Origin of the sequence: Bartonella sp. WD12.1, from assembly GCF_002022415.1 — a bacterium.
Lineage (GTDB): Bacteria > Pseudomonadota > Alphaproteobacteria > Rhizobiales > Rhizobiaceae > Bartonella.
In genome coordinates, this window is the sequence record NZ_MUBG01000001.1 from 491,453 (window position 1) to 510,041 (window position 18,589).

The 18,589-nt window shown below is 35.9% G+C and carries 13 protein-coding genes and 2 pseudogenes; 9 read left to right on the forward strand and 6 right to left on the reverse strand.

Going from position 1 to position 18,589, the window contains the following annotated elements:
* Nucleotides 1–489 precede the first annotated feature (489 nt).
* The 8 genes and pseudogenes from BWD121_RS01910 (at nucleotide 490) to lpxB (ending at nucleotide 9,583) form a co-directional block, all read left to right on the forward strand.
* On the forward strand, nucleotides 490–1,305 hold the full coding sequence (locus BWD121_RS01910; protein WP_078663156.1) for a phosphatidate cytidylyltransferase: 816 nt from the start codon (nucleotides 490–492) through the stop codon (nucleotides 1,303–1,305).
* A 16-nt stretch (nucleotides 1,306–1,321) separates the two neighbouring features.
* Nucleotides 1,322–2,472: pseudogene (gene rseP / locus BWD121_RS01915) on the forward strand (RIP metalloprotease RseP).
* 228 nt (nucleotides 2,473–2,700) lie between these two features.
* The gene (gene bamA / locus BWD121_RS01920; RefSeq protein ID WP_078663157.1) at nucleotides 2,701–5,097 is read left to right on the forward strand and encodes an outer membrane protein assembly factor BamA; all 2,397 of its coding nucleotides are present in this window, start codon (nucleotides 2,701–2,703) and stop codon (nucleotides 5,095–5,097) included.
* Between the two features lie 104 nt (nucleotides 5,098–5,201).
* On the forward strand, nucleotides 5,202–6,212 hold the full coding sequence (lpxD, locus tag BWD121_RS01925; protein ID WP_240536677.1) for a UDP-3-O-(3-hydroxymyristoyl)glucosamine N-acyltransferase: 1,011 nt from the start codon (nucleotides 5,202–5,204) through the stop codon (nucleotides 6,210–6,212).
* A gap of 1 nt (nucleotide 6,213) precedes the next feature.
* Nucleotides 6,214–6,693: a 3-hydroxyacyl-ACP dehydratase FabZ gene (gene fabZ, locus BWD121_RS01930; protein ID WP_078663159.1), complete on the forward strand. Its 480-nt coding sequence runs from the start codon at nucleotides 6,214–6,216 to the stop codon at nucleotides 6,691–6,693.
* Between the two features lie 10 nt (nucleotides 6,694–6,703).
* The gene (gene lpxA, locus BWD121_RS01935) at nucleotides 6,704–7,528 is read left to right on the forward strand and encodes an acyl-ACP--UDP-N-acetylglucosamine O-acyltransferase (protein ID WP_078663160.1); all 825 of its coding nucleotides are present in this window, start codon (nucleotides 6,704–6,706) and stop codon (nucleotides 7,526–7,528) included.
* Nucleotides 7,529–7,530: 2 nt separating this feature from the next.
* The gene (lpxI, locus tag BWD121_RS01940; RefSeq protein ID WP_078663161.1) at nucleotides 7,531–8,403 is read left to right on the forward strand and encodes a UDP-2,3-diacylglucosamine diphosphatase LpxI; all 873 of its coding nucleotides are present in this window, start codon (nucleotides 7,531–7,533) and stop codon (nucleotides 8,401–8,403) included.
* Nucleotides 8,396–9,583 carry a lipid-A-disaccharide synthase gene (gene lpxB / locus BWD121_RS01945; protein WP_078664046.1) on the forward strand — a complete coding sequence of 396 codons (1,188 nt, stop codon included), beginning with the start codon at nucleotides 8,396–8,398 and terminating at the stop codon, nucleotides 9,581–9,583. Before lpxI ends, lpxB begins: the two co-directional genes overlap by 8 nt.
* An 18-nt stretch (nucleotides 9,584–9,601) precedes the next feature.
* On the opposite strand, the gene BWD121_RS01950 is transcribed toward lpxB, so the two are convergent.
* The 6 genes and pseudogenes from BWD121_RS01950 to gltX form a co-directional block, all read right to left on the reverse strand.
* Nucleotides 9,602–10,381 (reverse strand): amino acid ABC transporter ATP-binding protein, encoded by a 780-nt coding sequence (locus BWD121_RS01950; protein WP_078663162.1) that lies wholly within the window; start codon nucleotides 10,379–10,381, stop codon nucleotides 9,602–9,604.
* Between the two features lie 78 nt (nucleotides 10,382–10,459).
* Nucleotides 10,460–11,167 carry an ABC transporter permease subunit gene (locus BWD121_RS01955; RefSeq protein ID WP_078663163.1) on the reverse strand — a complete coding sequence of 236 codons (708 nt, stop codon included), beginning with the start codon at nucleotides 11,165–11,167 and terminating at the stop codon, nucleotides 10,460–10,462.
* Between the two features lie 4 nt (nucleotides 11,168–11,171).
* Nucleotides 11,172–11,885: an ABC transporter permease subunit gene (locus BWD121_RS01960; RefSeq protein WP_078663164.1), complete on the reverse strand. Its 714-nt coding sequence runs from the start codon at nucleotides 11,883–11,885 to the stop codon at nucleotides 11,172–11,174.
* A 71-nt stretch (nucleotides 11,886–11,956) separates the two neighbouring features.
* Nucleotides 11,957–12,708 (reverse strand): annotated as a pseudogene (locus tag BWD121_RS01965) (transporter substrate-binding domain-containing protein).
* A 415-nt stretch (nucleotides 12,709–13,123) separates the two neighbouring features.
* On the reverse strand, nucleotides 13,124–14,413 hold the full coding sequence (gltA, locus tag BWD121_RS01970; protein ID WP_078663165.1) for a citrate synthase: 1,290 nt from the start codon (nucleotides 14,411–14,413) through the stop codon (nucleotides 13,124–13,126).
* Nucleotides 14,414–14,675: 262 nt separating this feature from the next.
* On the reverse strand, nucleotides 14,676–16,103 hold the full coding sequence (gene gltX / locus BWD121_RS01975) for a glutamate--tRNA ligase (RefSeq protein ID WP_078663166.1): 1,428 nt from the start codon (nucleotides 16,101–16,103) through the stop codon (nucleotides 14,676–14,678).
* Between the two features lie 111 nt (nucleotides 16,104–16,214).
* Here gltX and BWD121_RS01980 point away from each other — a divergent pair, with 111 nt between their 5' ends.
* Nucleotides 16,215–18,512, forward strand: a complete 2,298-nt coding sequence (locus tag BWD121_RS01980; protein WP_078663167.1) for a ComEC/Rec2 family competence protein — start codon at nucleotides 16,215–16,217, stop codon at nucleotides 18,510–18,512.
* Nucleotides 18,513–18,589 lie beyond the last annotated feature (77 nt).

An 18,589-nucleotide genomic window follows, 5' to 3' on the forward strand; every position in this document is an offset into this window, starting at 1 on the left:
GGTATTTTAGCAGTGCTTGTGAATACAGAGTATATAGCGCAATATTAAATGTCTAAATTTTATCGTTACTTTTAAACAGGGAGTACAATAAATAAGTTAAACACTCTGTTATCTCGTCCAGATTAGTTTCTGATGTTTTTTATCTCCTGAGCATATTACAGATGGTTTGGCAGAAAGAAAGATTTGGATACGAAACAGATGTTGGCTCCTGATCTAATTGTTTGCAAAAGTAGTAAATAACAATTTTCTAATTTTTCGTGTCAGGCAGTATGTTCTGAATTGTATTTTTGTTTAATTTTGATGAACAAACTTTTGAGGCGAGTGTAACCTAAGATTATTGGCTTAATGGGCACTATTAATATGCTGAAAGCATTTGTGATCAGTGTCGGTAAAACGTAAAAAATATGAATATATACATATCACATGGGCAGAAATTTTTCTCATGTTAATTTTTGTTTTATACCCTTTTTGGATTATTTGGAGATCGTTTTGTCTAATCTTGTTTCTCGTATTCTGACAGCTTTTGTTTTTGGCACTATTGCTTTGTGCTTGACATGGTTTGGAGGGGTTGTGTTTTTTTTATTTGTATGGGGAATTGGAGGCTTCATCCTTTATGAATGGGTTAATATTACTAAAGAAAAATGGAACACTTTACAAAAAATATTAGCCGGGATTTTTTATTTGGTTTTTGGTTTATTTTTAATTTTAAGTGCACCTGCTTTATTGATTTTTGGTGTTTTAATGGTTTTAGCAGCACTGTTAAGTATTGGATCTCTTAGGAATATTGGTTGGGTTTTTTGTGGTTTTTTGTATGCATCTGTTCCTGTAGTGGCTCTATCCTTTTTACGAGGTCATGAAGTATTGGGATTTTGGGTGGTTATTTTTTTATTTGTGGTCGTATGGGGAACAGATATTGTTGCGTATTTTGGAGGTCGTGCATTTCGTGGTCCAAAATTAGCATCGCGGTTTTCGCCTAATAAAACATGGTCAGGAGCGGTTAGTGGTACACTTGCCGGAATTTTAGGTGGTATATTAGTTGCTTTTTGGGCTTTTGATAAAAGCCCAGCAATTTTTTTTATGCCATTACTTGCTTTAATTTTGTCAATTATTTCACAAATAAGCGATTTAGGGCAATCATGGTTGAAAAGGCGATTTTCTGTTAAAGACTCTAGTTCTTTATTGCCTGGACATGGCGGATTTATGGATCGTATGGATGGTTTAATTGGTGCCGCTTTTCTTCTGTATATCATTGGTTCATTTATGTCTGGTATGAACACACCTTTTAATTTCTTTTGTATGATTTAAATTGGGGGAGGGTATTTTGGAATTTTTTCATCATATATTTAGTGTAGGTGATTTGTTTTTAAGGGGGCTAGGTATTGTTTTCGTTATTATGGTTATCATTTTTGTACATGAAATGGGACATTATCTTATTGGACGATGGTGCGGTATTAGGGTATCAGTTTTTTCACTTGGGTTTGGGCCACAAATATTTAGTTATACAGACAAACACGGCACACAGTGGCGTTTAGCACTTATTCTCTTAGGAGGATATGTGAAATTTGTAGGGGATAAAGATGGGACAAGTATGCTATCATCACAATCGTTTCCACAAGTGTGTGGTTCATTTGCGAGTGCTCATGCTTGGAAAAGAGCAGCAACTGTTTTTGCGGGTCCCTTATTTAATATTCTTTTTAGTATTGTTGTTTTAACATTTTTTTCTTTTCTTATGGACGCGTCGCCATTGAACCTGTTGTTGGCTCATTGGTGGAAAATGCTCCTGCTATTCAAGCAGGTTTGGTATTAGGTGATCGTTTTGTTGAAATGGATGGTCAGCGGGTTGAAAGTTTTGAAGATTTAATAACTTATGTGACTTTTCATAATGAAGATCCCATAGAATTTAAACTAGAACGTATGGGGCAAGTGTTTAAGACAGTTATTACACCAATAATGACTGAGAGAGATGATGGATTTGGCAATCGGGTTCGTGTGGGCATGATCGGTGTGGGAGCACCTGTTGATCCAGTTAATCCTATGCGTTTGGATCAAGCTTATGAGAAACATATTCACTATAATCTTTTAGGAGCAGTAGGAGAGGCATCAAAACGCGCAGCGTTTATCATTACTCAAACAGTTTTTTTTGTTAGTCGTTTAATGGAAGGACGAGGAGATCGTTGCCAGTTAAGTGGCCCTTCTAAAACTGTTAAGATTGCTTGGCAGATTAGTGAGTCAGGATTTATCTCTCTTTTAAATTTTACAGCTTTTCTTTCAATTGGCATTGGTCTTATTAACCTTTTTCCAATTCCTCCGCTTGATGGTGGGCATTTATTATTTTATGTCATTGAGGCTATTGCTGGAAGACAGGTACCAATTAAAATTCAGGAAATCACTTTCTACATAGGTTTCTTTGTTGTGTTCATGTTTATGATTTTTGCACTATTTAATGATTATTTTTGTTGGTTTGGTTATTAAATTATGGAAAATACTTTATAAATTAGATAATGGTGAAAAAAATGGAGATTAAAAGCTGTTTACCATATTCATAGATTTACTATATCTGCAAAATATTATGGCGTTATATGCTATAGTCAGTAAAAAAATAAGTGGATAGAACATGAGAGTCTCGTTGAATAAAAAGTTATTTTATACATATTTTTTGAGACGTCATATTTAAAGAAAAAGATTAAGGTAAAGAAACTAATGACTACGAATTCGAAACTTCTTAACGCAGCATCTATGTTGGTGTTAGCTATGGTTGTAGTTGCTCCAACGGTAGCCGTTACGTCAATTTCGATGGTTGAAAAAGCACAGGCGTCTGTCGTTCATTCTATTGAGGTGCATGGTAATAAATTTGTGGATGCTCAGATAATTCGGGATAACATACAAATTGTAATTGGAAGAAGTTTAGCGAGTGACGATATTGATGCTGCAGTGAAACGTCTTTTTGCATTAGGTTTATTTTATGACATTAAAATAAATCAAGTGGGTAACAAGCTGATTGTTGCAGTTAAAGAATATGAAGTAGTTAATCAGGTATTGTTTCAAGGTAATAAAACACTCAAAGATCCTGATCTTAAACGTTTTATTTCTTTGAAACCAAATGAAACTTTTAGTTCTGCTAAGCTTTCAGCTGATATAAGGGTAATTCGTGAGGCTTATAGTACTGTTGGTCGAAAGAATGTTGTAGTCACAGCTCAGACTGTTGATTTAGGGAAAGGGCGTGTGAATGTAGTTTTCAACGTTGTTGAAGGCCAGAAGACGAAAATTGCCGATATTACGTTTGAAGGAAATAATACATTTCCAACACGCCGCTTGCGCGATGTCATTTCAACAAGACCTTCAGGAATATTCTCATTATTGATGAGAGGTGATGTTTATAATGAAGAGCGTTTAGCCGCAGATGAAGAGGCATTGCGTCGTTTTTATTATAATCGTGGTTATGCAGATTTTCGGATTGTTTCATCTAAAGTAGTTTTTGATGAAAAGAGTAATAGTTACAAAATTAATTTCATTCTTGATGAAGGGGAGCGCTATAAAATTGGCGATGTTCAAGTTGAAAGTGATATTGAGGGGATTAATACCCAATTTATAAAAGAGGCACTTAAAACCCGTCCAGGTATTATTTATAACGCGGCGTATATTGAGAAATCTGTTGCAATTATTAATAATAAGGTTGCTGATTCTGGGTATGCTTTTGCTAAGGTTGATCCACGAGGAAATCGTGATTTTACAAATCGTACAATTTCGATTGTCTATAATATTGAACAAGGCCCTCGAGTTTATGTTCAGCGGATTGAAATACGTGGTAATGAAAAAACTCGAGATTATGTTATTCGTCGTGAAATTGATTTAAATGAGGGGGATGCTTATAATCAAACGTTAGTGCAACGAGCAAAACGTCGACTAGAAAATTTAGGTTTTTTCAAAGCAGTTAATATTTCGATGGTTCCAACTGATGACTCTGATCAGGTTGTATTGGTTGTAGATGTCGTAGAAGTTCCAACAGGAGACCTTTCTTTCTCAGGTGGTTATACAACAGGGGGTAATACTCCAGGTATGTCTCTTGAGGTTTCTGTTACCGAGCGCAATCTTGGTGGGCGTGGTCAATATGTTCGATTGAGTTTGGGTGCTGGACAAGAGAAGTCTCGTAATTATAATTTGTCGTTTGTTGAACCTCATTTTTTGGGTTATCGTTTGTCTGCTGGTGTTGATATTTTCCGTAGTACTTATCGTGCTGATAATGCATATGATGTGCGACAAACAGGGGGATCGCTCCGGTTTGGTGTATCAATTTTTGAGCAATTATCTGCCAATTTAGGTTATTCTTATGTGCAGGAAGAGTATGATTTTGGTAAAGGTTATGATTTAACTAATGATGATGTCATAGCAGAATTATATGGAAAATATTCTGGTGCGATTGTTCAAGCTGCAAAGCATAGCCCTTGGAAGCGTTCATCCATTATTTATGGTCTAACCTATAGTTCTATTGATGATATGAATAATCCGCATGATGGTTTATACATTCGCGCTATGCAGGAATATGCAGGGCTAGGTGGAAATGCTCAATTTTTAAAAACAACTGGTAAGGCAATGATGTACAAGACACTTTCTGATGAAATGGATCTTGTCAGTCTGCTTTCTGTTGGTAGTGGTTATATTCATCCAATAGGTAGAGATGGTGTCCGTATCTTTGATATGTTTAAAAGCGATACTGATATGATCAGGGGGTTCAAATATAACGGAATTGGTCCTCGTCAGGTTTCTAATAATGGTGAAGCATACTTCTTAGGTGGTAAAGCGTATATGAATGCAACTGCTGAATTACAGTTTCCTATACCTGTTGTGCCTGAAAGTTTAGGCTTCCGTGGTGCTATATTTGCAGATGCTGCAACGCTCTATGGCCATGACTATAAACCTGTTCTTGAAAATGAAATGCCGGTTACAGATACAGGAAGTGCATGGCGTACATCTGCGGGTGTTAGTTTGATGTGGGAATCCCCGTTTGGTCCTCTTCGTGTTAATTATGCTTGGCCAATAACTAAGCAAAAAGGTGATCAAGTGCAGAAATTTGAGTTTGGTATTTCTACTAAGTTCTAATTTGAATTTTCTCTGGGAGGAGGGGAAATTTCATTAAGAAATAAATAGGCTAGGAATAGAGTGTTTGTGATGGCGGGTGCATTTTTTTTACGCCCTCTCGGCGGTTGACAGTCGCTGATGTTGCAGAGCTGACAGGTGCAAAACTTCTTAATCCAGAGTTTTCTAATACAGTTATAAATACTCTTTCTTCTATTGAAAGTGCTGAGGAAGGTTCTCTTGTTTTTATAGAGAATCAAAAATTTTCTGATGCTTTATTAAGAAGTTCTGCAGTTGCTGTTTTTTGTACAAATGATATCGCTCTTAAAATTCCTAAATCTATTGCAATTTTGGTGACATCAACACCGCAACGTGATTTTGCTCAGATTGGGCGCATTTTATTTCCTGATTCTGTTAAGCCAATACCTTGGTTTGGTAAAAAAGAAATTTCACCACATGCACATATTCATCCAAGTGCTAAACTTGAAGATGATGTGTGTATTGAAGCTGGGGCTGTTATTGGTAAAAATGTTGAAATTGGTTCAGGTACACTTGTTTCATCAACTGCTATTATTGGAGAAAATTGCCGTATTGGACGTGAATGTTATATTGCTCCTAAAGTTACAGTTCAGTACTCTTTAATAGGTGATAGGGTTTATCTTTATCCTGGTGTTTGTGTTGGGCAGGATGGTTTTGGCTATGTTAATGGTGTTGCTGGAATTGAAAAAATTCCACATCTTGGTCGCGTGATCATTCAAGATGGTGTAGAAATTGGTGCAAATACAACGATTGATCGCGGAACGCTTGAAGATACAATTATTGGTGAGGGAAGCAAAATCGATAATCTAGTACAAATTGCTCATAATGTAAAAATTGGTCGTTATTGCCTTATTGCTGCTCAATGTGGGATTGCTGGAAGTACATCTATAGGTGATATGTCTCGGCTTGGTGGAAGTGTTGGAGTTGCAGATCATATCGCGATAGGTGAATGTGTTCAAATTGCTGCTGGCAGTGGCGTTATGAATGATATTCCAGATGGTGAAAAATGGGGTGGCATTCCAGCACGACCATTTAAACAGTGGTTTCGTGAAGTGGCGGCACTGCGTAGTATTGGTAAAGTCAAAAGGGAGAAACGTTGATATGATCAACACGGGAGAGATCAAAAGTCTAGAAACTGTAGATATTGATAAATTACTGTCAATATTACCGCATCGTTATCCGTTTTTATTGATTGATCGTATCATTGAAATTGATGGCGATCAAAAAGCTATTGGTATTAAAAATGTGACAATTAATGAACCCTATTTTATGGGGCATTTTCCTGAAAAACCAGTTATGCCTGGTGTTTTAATTTTAGAAGCTATGGCGCAAACAGCGGGAGCTATTTCACTTTTAAAATTAGATGATAAAAAAACAGGCTTAGTTTATCTTATGACTGTTGATAATGCAAAATTTCGTAAGCCAGTTGTACCTGGTGATCAATTAAAGCTTCATGTTCAACTGTTAAAAAAGCGATCCGGTGTTAGACGTTTTTCATGTGTTGCAGAAGTAGAGGGTATTCGCGTTTCTGAAGCAGAAGTTTCTGCAATGATTGTCGAATCAGAGCAAACAATGAAATAGGAATTTAAAAATGTCTGGTACAAAAATTCATCCGACTGCCTTTGTAGAGGAGGGGGCACAGCTTGGTGAGCATGTGTCGATTGGACCATTTTGTCATATTGGTCCCAAAGCTGTTATCGGTGATGGATGCAATTTGATGAGTCACGTTGTAGTAATGGGAAAAACAACGTTAGGGGCTAATAGTAAAGTGTTTCCACATGCAATTTTAGGTGCAGATCCACAAAATAATAAACATAAAGGTGGTGATACAACACTTTCTATTGGTAGAAATTGCACGATTCGTGAAGGTGTAACAATGCACAGGGGGTCCGATTCAAGTATAGGTACGACGGTTGTTGGTAATGATTGTCAATTTTTTGCTTATGCGCATGTTGCACATGATTGTCATGTAGGAAATTGTGTAACATTTGCAAATAATGCAATGATCGGTGGTCACGTTACAGTTGGCGATTATGTTATTATCGGTGGTGGTTCTGGTGTTCATCAGTTTGTTCGCATTGGGCATCATGCATTTGTTGGTGGTGTATCTGCATTGGTTGGTGATCTAATTCCCTATGGGATGGCTGTTGGCGTGCAGGCAAAATTTTCGGGATTAAATATTATCGGTATGAAACGCGCTGGTTTTAAACGTAAAGAAATTCACACATTACGTCATGCAGTTAATATGCTTTTTGATCATTATAAACCGCTTAAAGAACGCGTAAATGATGTTTTTTCTTCTTATTCTACATTTCAATCTGTAGTTGATATAGTTAATTTTATTCAAGAAGGAGGAAAACGTTTTTATTGTACACCTCGATTTGAAAGTGATATAATGAGCTCAAATAAGAGTTAAAAATGTCTTTTTCCGGTACCAAAAATTTTCTTTCCGGTAGAGTTGCCATTATAGCGGGGAGTGGTATTTTACCCGTTACTGTTTTTCGGGCACTTGAAGAAAGTGGACAAAAGCCTTTTCTTGTACTTTTGCGTGATGAAGCAGACGCTGCATTATATAACTATGAACATTGCGAACTATCGATTGGAGAGTTAGCGCGGTTGTTTAAGACTTTAAAAGAAGTTGCGATTTGCAATGTTATTTTGGCAGGTGGTGTAAAAAAGCGACCGACTCTTTTACAATTACGACCTGATTGGACAACTTTATTGGCTTTACCTAAGTTGTTAAAGGCATTGGGGAGTGGCGATGATTCATTATTGAAAGCCTGTATACGAGTTATTGAAGCGCATGGTTTTCAAGTTATTGGTGCTCATGAAGTGCTGCCAGATCTATTAGCTCCGATAGAATTTAATTTAACATCGCGGCGTGCTACTCAGAAGGAAAATGTGGATATTCAATTAGCGGCTAAGGCAACAAGGCTTTTAGGTCAATTAGATGTTGGACAAGCAGCTGTAGCTATTAATGGTCGAGTTGTTGCATTAGAGGGTGCAGAAGGAACCGATGGTATGTTACGGCGAGTCCATGAAATGCGAGAAAAAAAGCAAATTCCGTTGAAAGGTGGTGTTCTTGTCAAATCAGCAAAACCACAACAAGATCACCGGGTTGATTTGCCATCAATCGGGCCTACAACAGTAATTAATGTTGCAAAAAGTGGATTGGCTGGCATTGCAGTAGAGGCAAATAGAAGTTTGATATTGTCTTTAAAAGAAACAATAGAAGAAGCTAACAAACATTCGTTGTTTATAGAAACATTTGAAAAGTTTGATGATGAATGATCGTTCTTTTAAAATTGCTATTATTGCAGGCGAAGAATCTGGTGATTTACTCGGAGCAGATTTGATTTCTTCTTTATCTCATAAGATAGGGCGTAATATTCATTTGATTGGTGTGGGAGGGAGGCATTTAAAGGCACTAGGCTTAAAAAGCGTTTTTAATTCTGATGATCTTGCTTTAATAGGTTTGGGGGCAGTATTAAAAAAATTGCCAGTATTACTAATGCATATTCGCAATTTGTCCAAATTTATTGCACAAGAACAACCTGATTGTTTAATTATTATTGATAGCCCTGATTTTACTCATCGTGTTGCAAAAAAGGTGCGCATTTTAGCGCCTTCTATTCCTATTATTAAATATGTTGCACCAACTGTTTGGGCATGGCGACCAGAACGTGCAAAAGCTATACGCAAATTTGTTGATCATATTTTAGCTGTTTTTCCTTTTGAAAAAAAGATTATGAGGGATTTAGAAGGGCCACTTACTACCTATGTTGGGCATCGCCTTTTAACTTATCCACCGCTCTTGACTGTTCAATCAGAAAAGAAACGTTTGCCTTTTGTTGAACAGGCATCACTACCTACAATGATTGTTTTGCCGGGGTCACGCAGTTCGGAAATTCGTCATTTAATGCCTATTTTTGGTAGAACAGTGGAAATTATTAAACAACGTGTCCCTAATTTACGGATTGTTGTATTGACTTTACCACGTTTGATGGATGAAGTTCGTTTTTTAGCGCAAGCTTGGAAAAGCGAAGTTGAGATTGTTGTTGGTGAAGATGCAAAATGGCGTGCTTTTACAGATGCTAGTGTTGCGCTTGCAGCACTTGGGACGGTGTCCCTTGAATTAGCTTTAGCAAGAATTCCAATGGTACTTTGTTATAAACTTGACTATTTATCTAAATTATTCATTTTTCCAAAAATAACATTATGGAGTGCTGCTCTTCCAAATATTATTGCTGATAAACCTGTTGTTCCAGAATATTTCAATGAATTTTTACGACCTGGTATGTTAGCAAGACAGATAGAGCAACTTTTGTATAATCGTTTATTACGACAAGCGCAGTTAGATGCTTTTGATATGATAGAAGAGAAGATGAAAACCGAGTTGCCATCAGGAGTTATCGCGGCTCAAGTGATCACAAACTTTCTCAAGAAAAAATCGGGGCATTTAGAAGTGTAGATAAAATAATGCTAATAATTAATGTTTAATTTTAGCAAGAAATTCACGAGCACGTTGGCTTTTAGGATTAGTAAAAAATATATTAGATGCTGTATCTTCAATAATTTTCCCGTTTTCTAAAAAAAGTATTCTTTCTGAAACTTCACGAGCAAAATTCATTTCATGGGTAACACAGAGCATCGTTATCCTTGTATTTGCTAGTTGAGCCATAACTTCTAAAACTTCTCCAACACTTTCTGGGTCAAGAGCTGACGTTGGCTCATCGAAGAGCATCACTTTAGGTTCCATACAAAGTGCACGTGCAATAGCAACGCGTTGCTGTTGCCCGCCAGATAGTTGTAAAGGGTATTTGTCACAATGTTTTTCAATACCAACGTGCGTAAGGTAACGAATTGCTCGTTCTTTTGCTTGTTTTTTGGAGAGTCCTTGAACTGTCATAGGTGCTAAAATACAATTTTGTATGACAGTCATATGAGGAAACAAGTTAAAGTTCTGAAAGACCATTCCTATTGTACGTAGGACAGCTTTTTGTTGTTGTATGGGAGCAGTATGAATATCAACATTATGAATGCAAATTGAGCCTTCTTGTGCTTTTTCCAATTGATTAATACAGCGAATTAAAGTTGATTTTCCTGATCCAGAAGGGCCACAAATAACAATACGTTCACCGGTTTCTACATGTAAATTGATATCATGTAATACCTGAAAGGTTCCATACCATTTATTCAAATGCTGAATAGAAATAATTGGATTTTTAGCGGTATTTACAGGCTTATTATTTTTATTTTCCAGATTCATTTTGTTGTGTTCTCTTATTGATGAATTAATCAATTCATTTAGCATTTTAGTTGAGTGAAAATTTTGTACCATGTCTCATTAACGTAAATGTCGGGTTAGACGGCGTTCGATAAGAACGGTAAAACCGTGAATGAGCTCAACGATAAAAAGATAAATAATAGCAACCCAAACATAAACTTGAAAATCAAACGTGCGTGCATAAATTAGTTTGGCAATACCCATTAGATCATAAATAGTTACTAATGAAGCTATAGCGCTGGATTTAATTATTAGAATAAACTCATTTCCTAAGGGACGTAATGCTAGAATCATTGCTTGAGGAATGAGAATTCTGAAAAATGTTGTAGAACTACTCAGCCCTAAAGCTTTTGATGCTTCATGTTGTCCAGTTGCTACGGATTGAAAACTTCCTATAAAGATTTTAGCCTGATAGGCAGCTGAATTGAGCGCAAAAATGAAAAGACAGCAATACCATGCGCTTTGAAAAAACCACCATAAACCAATTTTTTGCCAAAAGTCGCTCATTGATCCAAGACCATAATAAAAAAGGAATAGCTGTGCCAATAAAGGAGAACCACGAAAAAAGTAGGTATAAGCACGTGATAAATATTGTAAGAGCTTATTGCTTGATAAATGTGCAAGCGTAATAAGTATCCCAAGAAAAAAGCCGATAAAGCAGGAAATAAAAGTTAGCTCAAGAGTAACAATAAGGCCATCAATAAATCTTGGGCCGTAATGACCTAGAAATTCAGTATTGAAAAGAAAATGGAGCCACCCAGAAATCATCAGATTAGACCTTTTGATAGGTTGTTTGAGTGTATGTTTCTAAATAACGCAGAATTGTAGAAGAAACTGCTGAAAATAATAAATAGAATAAACACGCCACAAGATAAAAAAACATGGGTTTATTGGTTGAAGCAACTGCTAAATTAGTTTGTCGCATTAGGTCGACCAGTGAAATGGTTGAAACAAGAGATGTATCTTTGAGCAAAGTGAGCCAAGTATTGGAAAGCCCTGGTAAAGCATTGCGAGTAAGCTGAGGAAAGACAATCCGAAAAAATGTAGTAGAACACGAAAAACCTAGAGCTTTAGCTGCTTCATATTGACCTTTATCAAAGATTTTGAATGCTCCAAGCCAAACTTCACAAGAAAAAGCTGCAAAAACCATACTAAGTGCAAGAACACCAGCGGTAAAAGCGTTGATGCTAAATGTTGTTTCGATATTAAAATAGCTAAATATAGCTTGGATCAGATTTTGCAATCCGTGGTAAACAAGAAATAAGGTTAAAAGTTCTGGTAATCCACGGAATACTGATGAAAATAGAGTAGCTATAACTTTAAATATCTTGATATTAGATTGAATCATCACTGCATTTAAAAGACCTAAAGGAAGTCCTAAAAGTACACTACATAAAGCTAATGACAGTGTTATTCCTGCACTAGAAAGTATAACCACACCCCACCCCCCATTGCTAAGTGATAGCAATGCCAAATTTTCAATCATTTCCGCACTCCTAATAAAGGTATGGATAATTATTTTCTGGAAGTGTAAATAGCAGATTCAATTTCCAGTTTTTAATAAATATCAACCTCGAAATATTTTTTCTAATTTTGTCATATGTTCCATCCATACGGATTTTCTTTATAGCTTCATTGAACTTATTTTTAAGGTCATCATTGTTCTGACGTATGCCAATAGCAATAGGCAGTTGTGTTCCTTCAATGCTTCCTAAAAGTCGGCAACATTCTTTTCCTTCATTTTCGAGCCAACTTAGTATTTGTAGTTTATCAAGAATAACAATATCAAGGCGATGACTTAAAAGGTCACGATTTACTTCTATTGCTGTAGGGTAGAGTTTAATATTCACTCCTTTAGAGGCATAATTATCTTCCGCATACATAGATTGTGTCGTATTTGATTGTACACCAAGATTTTTGCCTTTAAATGCTTCTGCTGAGATTTCTTTAATCTGTGAATCTTTAGGAACAATTACAGCCAATGCTGTTTTATAGTAAGCATCTGTGAAGTCAATTTTTTGTAATCGCTCTTGAGTAAGAGCTAGGGATGCAATGATAGCATCATATTTTTTTGCAAGAAGACCGGGGATGATTCCGTCAAAATCTTGAAGAATGATTGAGCATTCAACATTCATTTTTTCGCAAAGTGCATAAGATATATCAATATCAAACCCCTGAAGTTTATTGTTTGAATCAATATAACTAAAAGGGGGATAAGAACCTTCAGTTGCAATTTTTAGTGTTTTAGCATTCACCAATTGGGTAAATAGCGTTACACTTATCATAAGAATTATTGCTAATAATTTCATTATGTTCTCCTGTTGAATGCACAGTAAGATGTCAAATCATCAATATTTTTATAATCTGTAAACTCTATTGAGAGCAATGCAAAAATTATTAGTATTTGCTTTGCTATGAGTATAAAATATTTATCATGAAAGTTTTTAATTTTCTCTGTTAAAGATCAGTATGATAAAATACATATTACAATAAATCTACTGTGGTACAAATTGTTGAGCTGAAGTAATTAAACTCTGTTATTTTATGACGTAGAGTAGGTGTTATTTCAACAACGGTATTATACTTTTTCAAAAAGATTTTTAGTTAAAGTTTTTTAGATATTTTAATTTTAATGCTGTTTGAGCAATTATAAAATCTTTAAATATTCAAAAATAAAGCCTCAGTGAATTGAGGCTTTATTGATTAGTTTTTTATTTTTTAAGTTTATCGATCATTTAAAGAAACATATTTACGTGCAGCACGACCTGTATAAAGTTGACGCGGACGACCAATTTTTTGTGCTGGATCTTCGATCATTTCTTTCCATTGTGCAACCCAGCCGACACTACGTGCTAATGCAAAAAGAACAGTAAACATTTCAGTAGGAAAGCCTAAAGCTTTCAATGTAATTCCGGAATAGAAATCAACATTAGGATAAAGCTTTTTTTCAATAAAGTATTCATCGCTTAGAGCAATTTTTTCAAGCTCCATAGCAATATCAAGAAGTGGATCATCTTGAATATTTAATTCTTTTAAAACTTCATGGCAGGTTTTTTGCATAAGTTTAGCACGTGGATCATAATTTTTATAGACTCGGTGACCAAAGCCCATAAGACGGAAAGGATCATTTTTGTCTTTTGCACGTGCAATAAATTCAGGAATTTTTTCAATAGAACCTATTTCTTGTAACATTTTTAGGCATGCTTCATTAGCACCACCATGAGCTGGTCCCCAAAGGCATGCAACACCAGCTGCAATACAAGCAAACGGATTAGCTCCTGATGAACCAGCAAGACGTACAGTTGATGTGGAGGCGTTTTGTTCATGATCTGCATGCAGAGTAAAGATTCGGTCCATAGCTCGCGCAAGAACTGGATTAACTTTGTATTCTTCACAAGGAACAGAGAAGCACATGTGAAGGAAATTTGCAGCATAACCAAGATCGTTACGTGGATAAATGAAAGGTTGTCCAATGCTATATTTGTAAGCCATAGCAGCAAGAGTTGGAACTTTTGCAATAAGACGAATAGAAGCGATCATTCTTTGTTTTGCGTCTGTAATATCAATGGAGTCATGATAAAATGCGGACATAGCTCCAAGACAAGCAACCATAACTGCCATAGGATGAGAATCGCGACGAAATCCATGGAAAAAGCGTGAAAATTGTTCGTGCACCATTGTATGGTGCATAATTCGGCGGTCAAATTCAGTTTTTTCTTGTTTAGTTGGTAATTCACCGTAAAGCAAAAGGTAACATACTTCGAGGAAGTCTCCGTTTTCAGCTAATTGGTCGATAGAATAACCATGGTAAAGTAATACTCCTTCATCACCATCAATATAAGTGATTTTTGATTCACAAGAAGCGGTTGAGGTAAACCCAGGATCGTAGGTAAAACTATCAGTTTCTTTATAAAGAGAAGTAATTTCAATTACATCAGGCCCAATGGTTCCTTTATGCACTGGCAATTCTATTTTTTTATCATTTACGATAATATATGCTTTATTCTCAGACATTAAATATTCCTTTCAGATCCTTCATCTCTTAAAGTTGAGACGCCGCTTTGTCGGATAAGGAGGTATATAGTTAAAGATTTTCCTACTTATATTAAGAATAGATTTACTATAAAAGTTAGTTTATGCAATCTAAAAATATTTTTTATTTTCAGTTTTAATAAATATGTATTTCAATTTTTTAAGTTAAAAACTAAATTCATTTTGTATTAAGACATTTTTACTTTCGATCTTTATTGTGTTCATTATATTTGTATTCATATAATTAACATTCGGATAAAACAATTTGGTCATTAATGCGATTCAAAGATTCATCTCGCCCCAATAAAGCAAGAACATCGAAAACCCCAGGTGATGATGTATATCCTGTGAGAGCTGCTCGCAGTGGTTGGGCAATATCTCCAAATTTAAGCTGTTGTGTTTGTGCATAGTTTCGAAGAATTTCATCTAGTGTTTCTGGATTCCAATTGGAGCACGTTTTTAAGGCAAGATAGACTCCCTTTAAGATGGTTCGACCATTTCCATTTAGGAGTGTTTTAGCTTTTTCATCAAGAGGTAATGGTCGTTGTGTAAAGATAAAGGAGGCACCATTAATGAGCTCAAGCAGTGTTTTCGAACGTTGTTTCAAATTTGGTATTGCAGTTAGAAATTGGGCACATTTTTGTTCATCAAGTTTTTTCATGATGTCTAAACCGCCTTCAATTTCTGGCAAAATACTAAGAACTGCATCGAAAAGGCTTTGATCGTTACTCATACGAATGTAATGCCCATTAACGGCATCTAGTTTTTTGAAATCAAAACGAGCAGCACCTTTGTTAATATCATTAATATCAAACCAAGAAATCATGTCTTCTGTAGAGATAAGTTCATCATTGCCATGACTCCAGCCTAAACGAACAAGATAATTACGTAGAGCATCAGGAAGATATCCCATTGCTCGATAGGCATCGACACCTAATGCACCATGTCTCTTTGATAATTTTGCACCATTTTCACCATGAATAAGTGGGATATGCGCCATAATGGGGATATCCCATCCCATTGCATTGTAGATAATTGTTTGGCGAGCTGCATTCGTGAGATGGTCGTCCCCACGAATGATATGTGTTATTTCCATATCATGATCATCAACAACAACAGCATGCATGTAAGTTGGGGTACCGTCAGAACGTAAAATGATGAAGTCATCCAGATCTTTGTTAGGAAAACGAATTTCCCCTTGAACGCGATCTTGTAAAATTGTTTCACCATCTTGTGGTGCTTTAATGCGAATAACAGGCTTAATCCCTTTGGGAGCTTCAGATGCATCACGGTTACGCCAACGCCCATCATAACGTGGTGGTCGACCTTCTGCACGAGCCATTTCACGCATTTCAGCTAATTCTTCAGGTGAAGCATAACAATAATAAGCTTTGCCATCTTTGACTAATTGTTCAGCAATTTGACGATGGCGTTCTGTTCGTTCAAATTGTGAGATAGGAACTCCATCATAATTGAGTCCCATCCAGTGCAAGCCATCTATAATAGCTTTAACTGCTGCTTCTGTTGAACGTTCTCTATCTGTATCTTCAATACGTAGAAGCATTTTGCCACCGTTATGTTTTGCATAAAGCCAGTTAAACAGAGCAGTGCGGGCGCTACCAATATGAAGGAAACCTGTGGGTGAGGGGGCAAAACGGGTGATAACAGGCACGGATATATCCTTTAATTAAGATGTTATTTTGGGGACTTTATTAAAAGATTATGTTAGCATAGCCAATAGGGTGTGCAATAGCCACATTGCGAGTAAAGTGGGGATTTACGGATGTTAGGTCCAAATAAAGTTAATGATAGTCTATCAAGGAGAAGCTTATCGAAAGAGAAAGATTTGGATCTAATACACCAAGACAATTTTTCTATTCGTAATAGCGCAGATAATATCATTTGTACTAGGCAAAGCATTTATTTACTCACATTTTTAAAAGAAAATATAATTATTTTCTGGAGGTGGTTGACAGATTGCATACAAAAGGAAATTTCTTTTGGACTGCCTTTTTTATTAATTTTAATATTTTTTTCCACAGGTGTTATTTTTTATTTCAATTTGGATCAAGAACCAAGTTGGAAGCAGTTTATTATATTGATTAGTACATTTCTTGGAGTGTTGTATATTTTACGCTGTTATCGAGGAATGTGGCTCATAACTGTTTTTTTATTTTGTATTATATTGGGTGCTTTAGCAGCAAAGATAGAAACCTGGCGTATGTCTACAACAATGTTGGACAGCGATGTTTCCACCACATTAACAGGGAGAATTGTTTCTATAGAACCAATAGAAAAAGGAGGATTCCACTTAAATGTAGATGTCTTAAACACAGAAAAACCAATGTTACGTCATGCACCTAATCGTGTTCGTTTAATAGCAAAACATTTGCCAGATGGATTAGCTTCCGGTGATGGATTATATGGGAAAGTAAGGCTTCGTTCTTTATCTGGACCTGTACGTCCAGGAAGTTATGATTTTAGTTTCCATAATTATTTTAAAAGAATTGGTGCTCATGGAATTTATCTTGGAAAACCAATTAAGATATCAGTTACACAAGCCGATACAATATTAGATAGAGTTTTACAAAAAATTGAAAATTTACGGATGGTAATGACTCAACAAATCAATGCAGCAATTGGCGGAGAGGAAGGACAAATTGCTGCTGCTTTGATAACTGGGCAAAGGGGTGGTATTTCAAAGGATACTAATAAAGCATTGCGTGTAGCTGGGTTAGCTCATATTTTGTCAATATCAGGTTTGCATATGGCTCTGCTTAGCGGTATGGTTCTTATCGTTATTCGTAGTTTTTTAGCCCTTTTTCCTATTTTTTCATCTTATTATTCAGCTAAAAAATTTGCTGCTGTCGTTGCATTAATAATAACAGCTTTTTATTTGGTGTTATCTGGCATGAATATAGCGGCGCAAAGAAGCTTTGTGATGGTTTCTGCTCTATTGATTGCTGTGTTGTGTAATCGTTCTGCTGTGACAATGCGAAATTTTGCTATTGCTGGTTTGGTAACTGTAGCTATTATTCCACATGCAATATTAAGTCCCAGTTTTCAAATGTCATTTTCTGCAACTGCAGCTTTGATTGCTGCTTTTGGTTGGTGGAGTGAAAGACGATCTTCTTATACAGGAAGGACAACACCTTCTTATGTTGGAGGTGGAGTGCTTCGTTTTGTTTTCTCATCACTTGTTTCAATTTGCATATCTTCACTTGTGGCAGGTTCTGCTAGTGGAATTTACGCTGCTTATCACTTTGCACATGTAGCACCACTTGGCATGATCAGTAATATTTTAGCCTTACCTATTGTCTTCATTTTTGTTATGCCATTTGGGTTAATAGCGGCATTTGCAATGCTTGTGGGGCTTGAATGGTTGCCACTACAGATTATGGGTTTTGGCATCTCTCTTGTAGTAAAAATTGCTTATGCTGTAACAGCTATTTCTCCTGCTTTTCATCCTGGATTTATACCATTATCTGCATTGCTTTTATTAAGCTTAGGCTTAGTTGGTCTTACTTTTTTCAAAACACCTATCAGATTCTTTTTTAGTATTTTTATTTTTACAGGTATTTTTGTTTGTATGGTGTCTTCACCTGTGCAACTAGTTATAGCGAATAATATGAGCCTTGTAGGGGTCATTAATGAAAGAAAATTATATATTGATCGTCACTATGCCTCTAAGTTTACACTATCTATATGGGAAAATTCATTCCACGCACAAAATGCTATCAAACCAATAAAAAGTGGTCCATTACTCAACGGACAATTTATTTGTAATGATAATATTTGTATGGCTTTATTAGAAAACAGGTTAAAAGTTGCTGTTTTACATGGAAAAACAGATCAGTGTATAAATGCAGATATCGTAATTGAAACATCTACAATAAGCAACCAAACATGCGACAAGATTGCACCGATAACATTTACACTTCAACAATTACTATCACGAGGAAGTGTGATGATGACTAAAAGCGGAAATATTATTTGGTCTTCTAACGGGTTTCATAGACCTTGGAACATACATAGACAAAATTCTCAAAGACCATGGAGCGATCGTATCAAAAAAATATAACTCTATTTTAGAAACTCTAAAATAGAGTTATATAGAGTTATATTGCAAAAACGTTCTAACGTAACAGCTAGTTTTAT

What these genes read in the sequence shown, in the direction of transcription:
- fabZ (WP_078663159.1), top strand. Translation starts at nt 6,214, where the DNA reads ATGATCAACACGGGAGAGATCAAAAGTCTAGAAACTGTAGATATTGAT.
- lpxI (WP_078663161.1), top strand. Translation starts at nt 7,531, where the DNA reads ATGTCTTTTTCCGGTACCAAAAATTTTCTTTCCGGTAGAGTTGCCATT.
- BWD121_RS01955 (WP_078663163.1), bottom strand. Translation starts at nt 11,167, where the DNA reads ATGATTTCTGGGTGGCTCCATTTTCTTTTCAATACTGAATTTCTAGGT.
- lpxA (WP_078663160.1), top strand. Translation starts at nt 6,704, where the DNA reads ATGTCTGGTACAAAAATTCATCCGACTGCCTTTGTAGAGGAGGGGGCA.
- BWD121_RS01950 (WP_078663162.1), bottom strand. Translation starts at nt 10,381, where the DNA reads ATGAATCTGGAAAATAAAAATAATAAGCCTGTAAATACCGCTAAAAAT.
- bamA (WP_078663157.1), top strand. Translation starts at nt 2,701, where the DNA reads ATGACTACGAATTCGAAACTTCTTAACGCAGCATCTATGTTGGTGTTA.
- gltA (WP_078663165.1), bottom strand. Translation starts at nt 14,413, where the DNA reads ATGTCTGAGAATAAAGCATATATTATCGTAAATGATAAAAAAATAGAA.
- lpxB (WP_078664046.1), top strand. Translation starts at nt 8,396, where the DNA reads ATGAATGATCGTTCTTTTAAAATTGCTATTATTGCAGGCGAAGAATCT.
- BWD121_RS01980 (WP_078663167.1), top strand. Translation starts at nt 16,215, where the DNA reads ATGTTAGGTCCAAATAAAGTTAATGATAGTCTATCAAGGAGAAGCTTA.
- BWD121_RS01960 (WP_078663164.1), bottom strand. Translation starts at nt 11,885, where the DNA reads ATGATTGAAAATTTGGCATTGCTATCACTTAGCAATGGGGGGTGGGGT.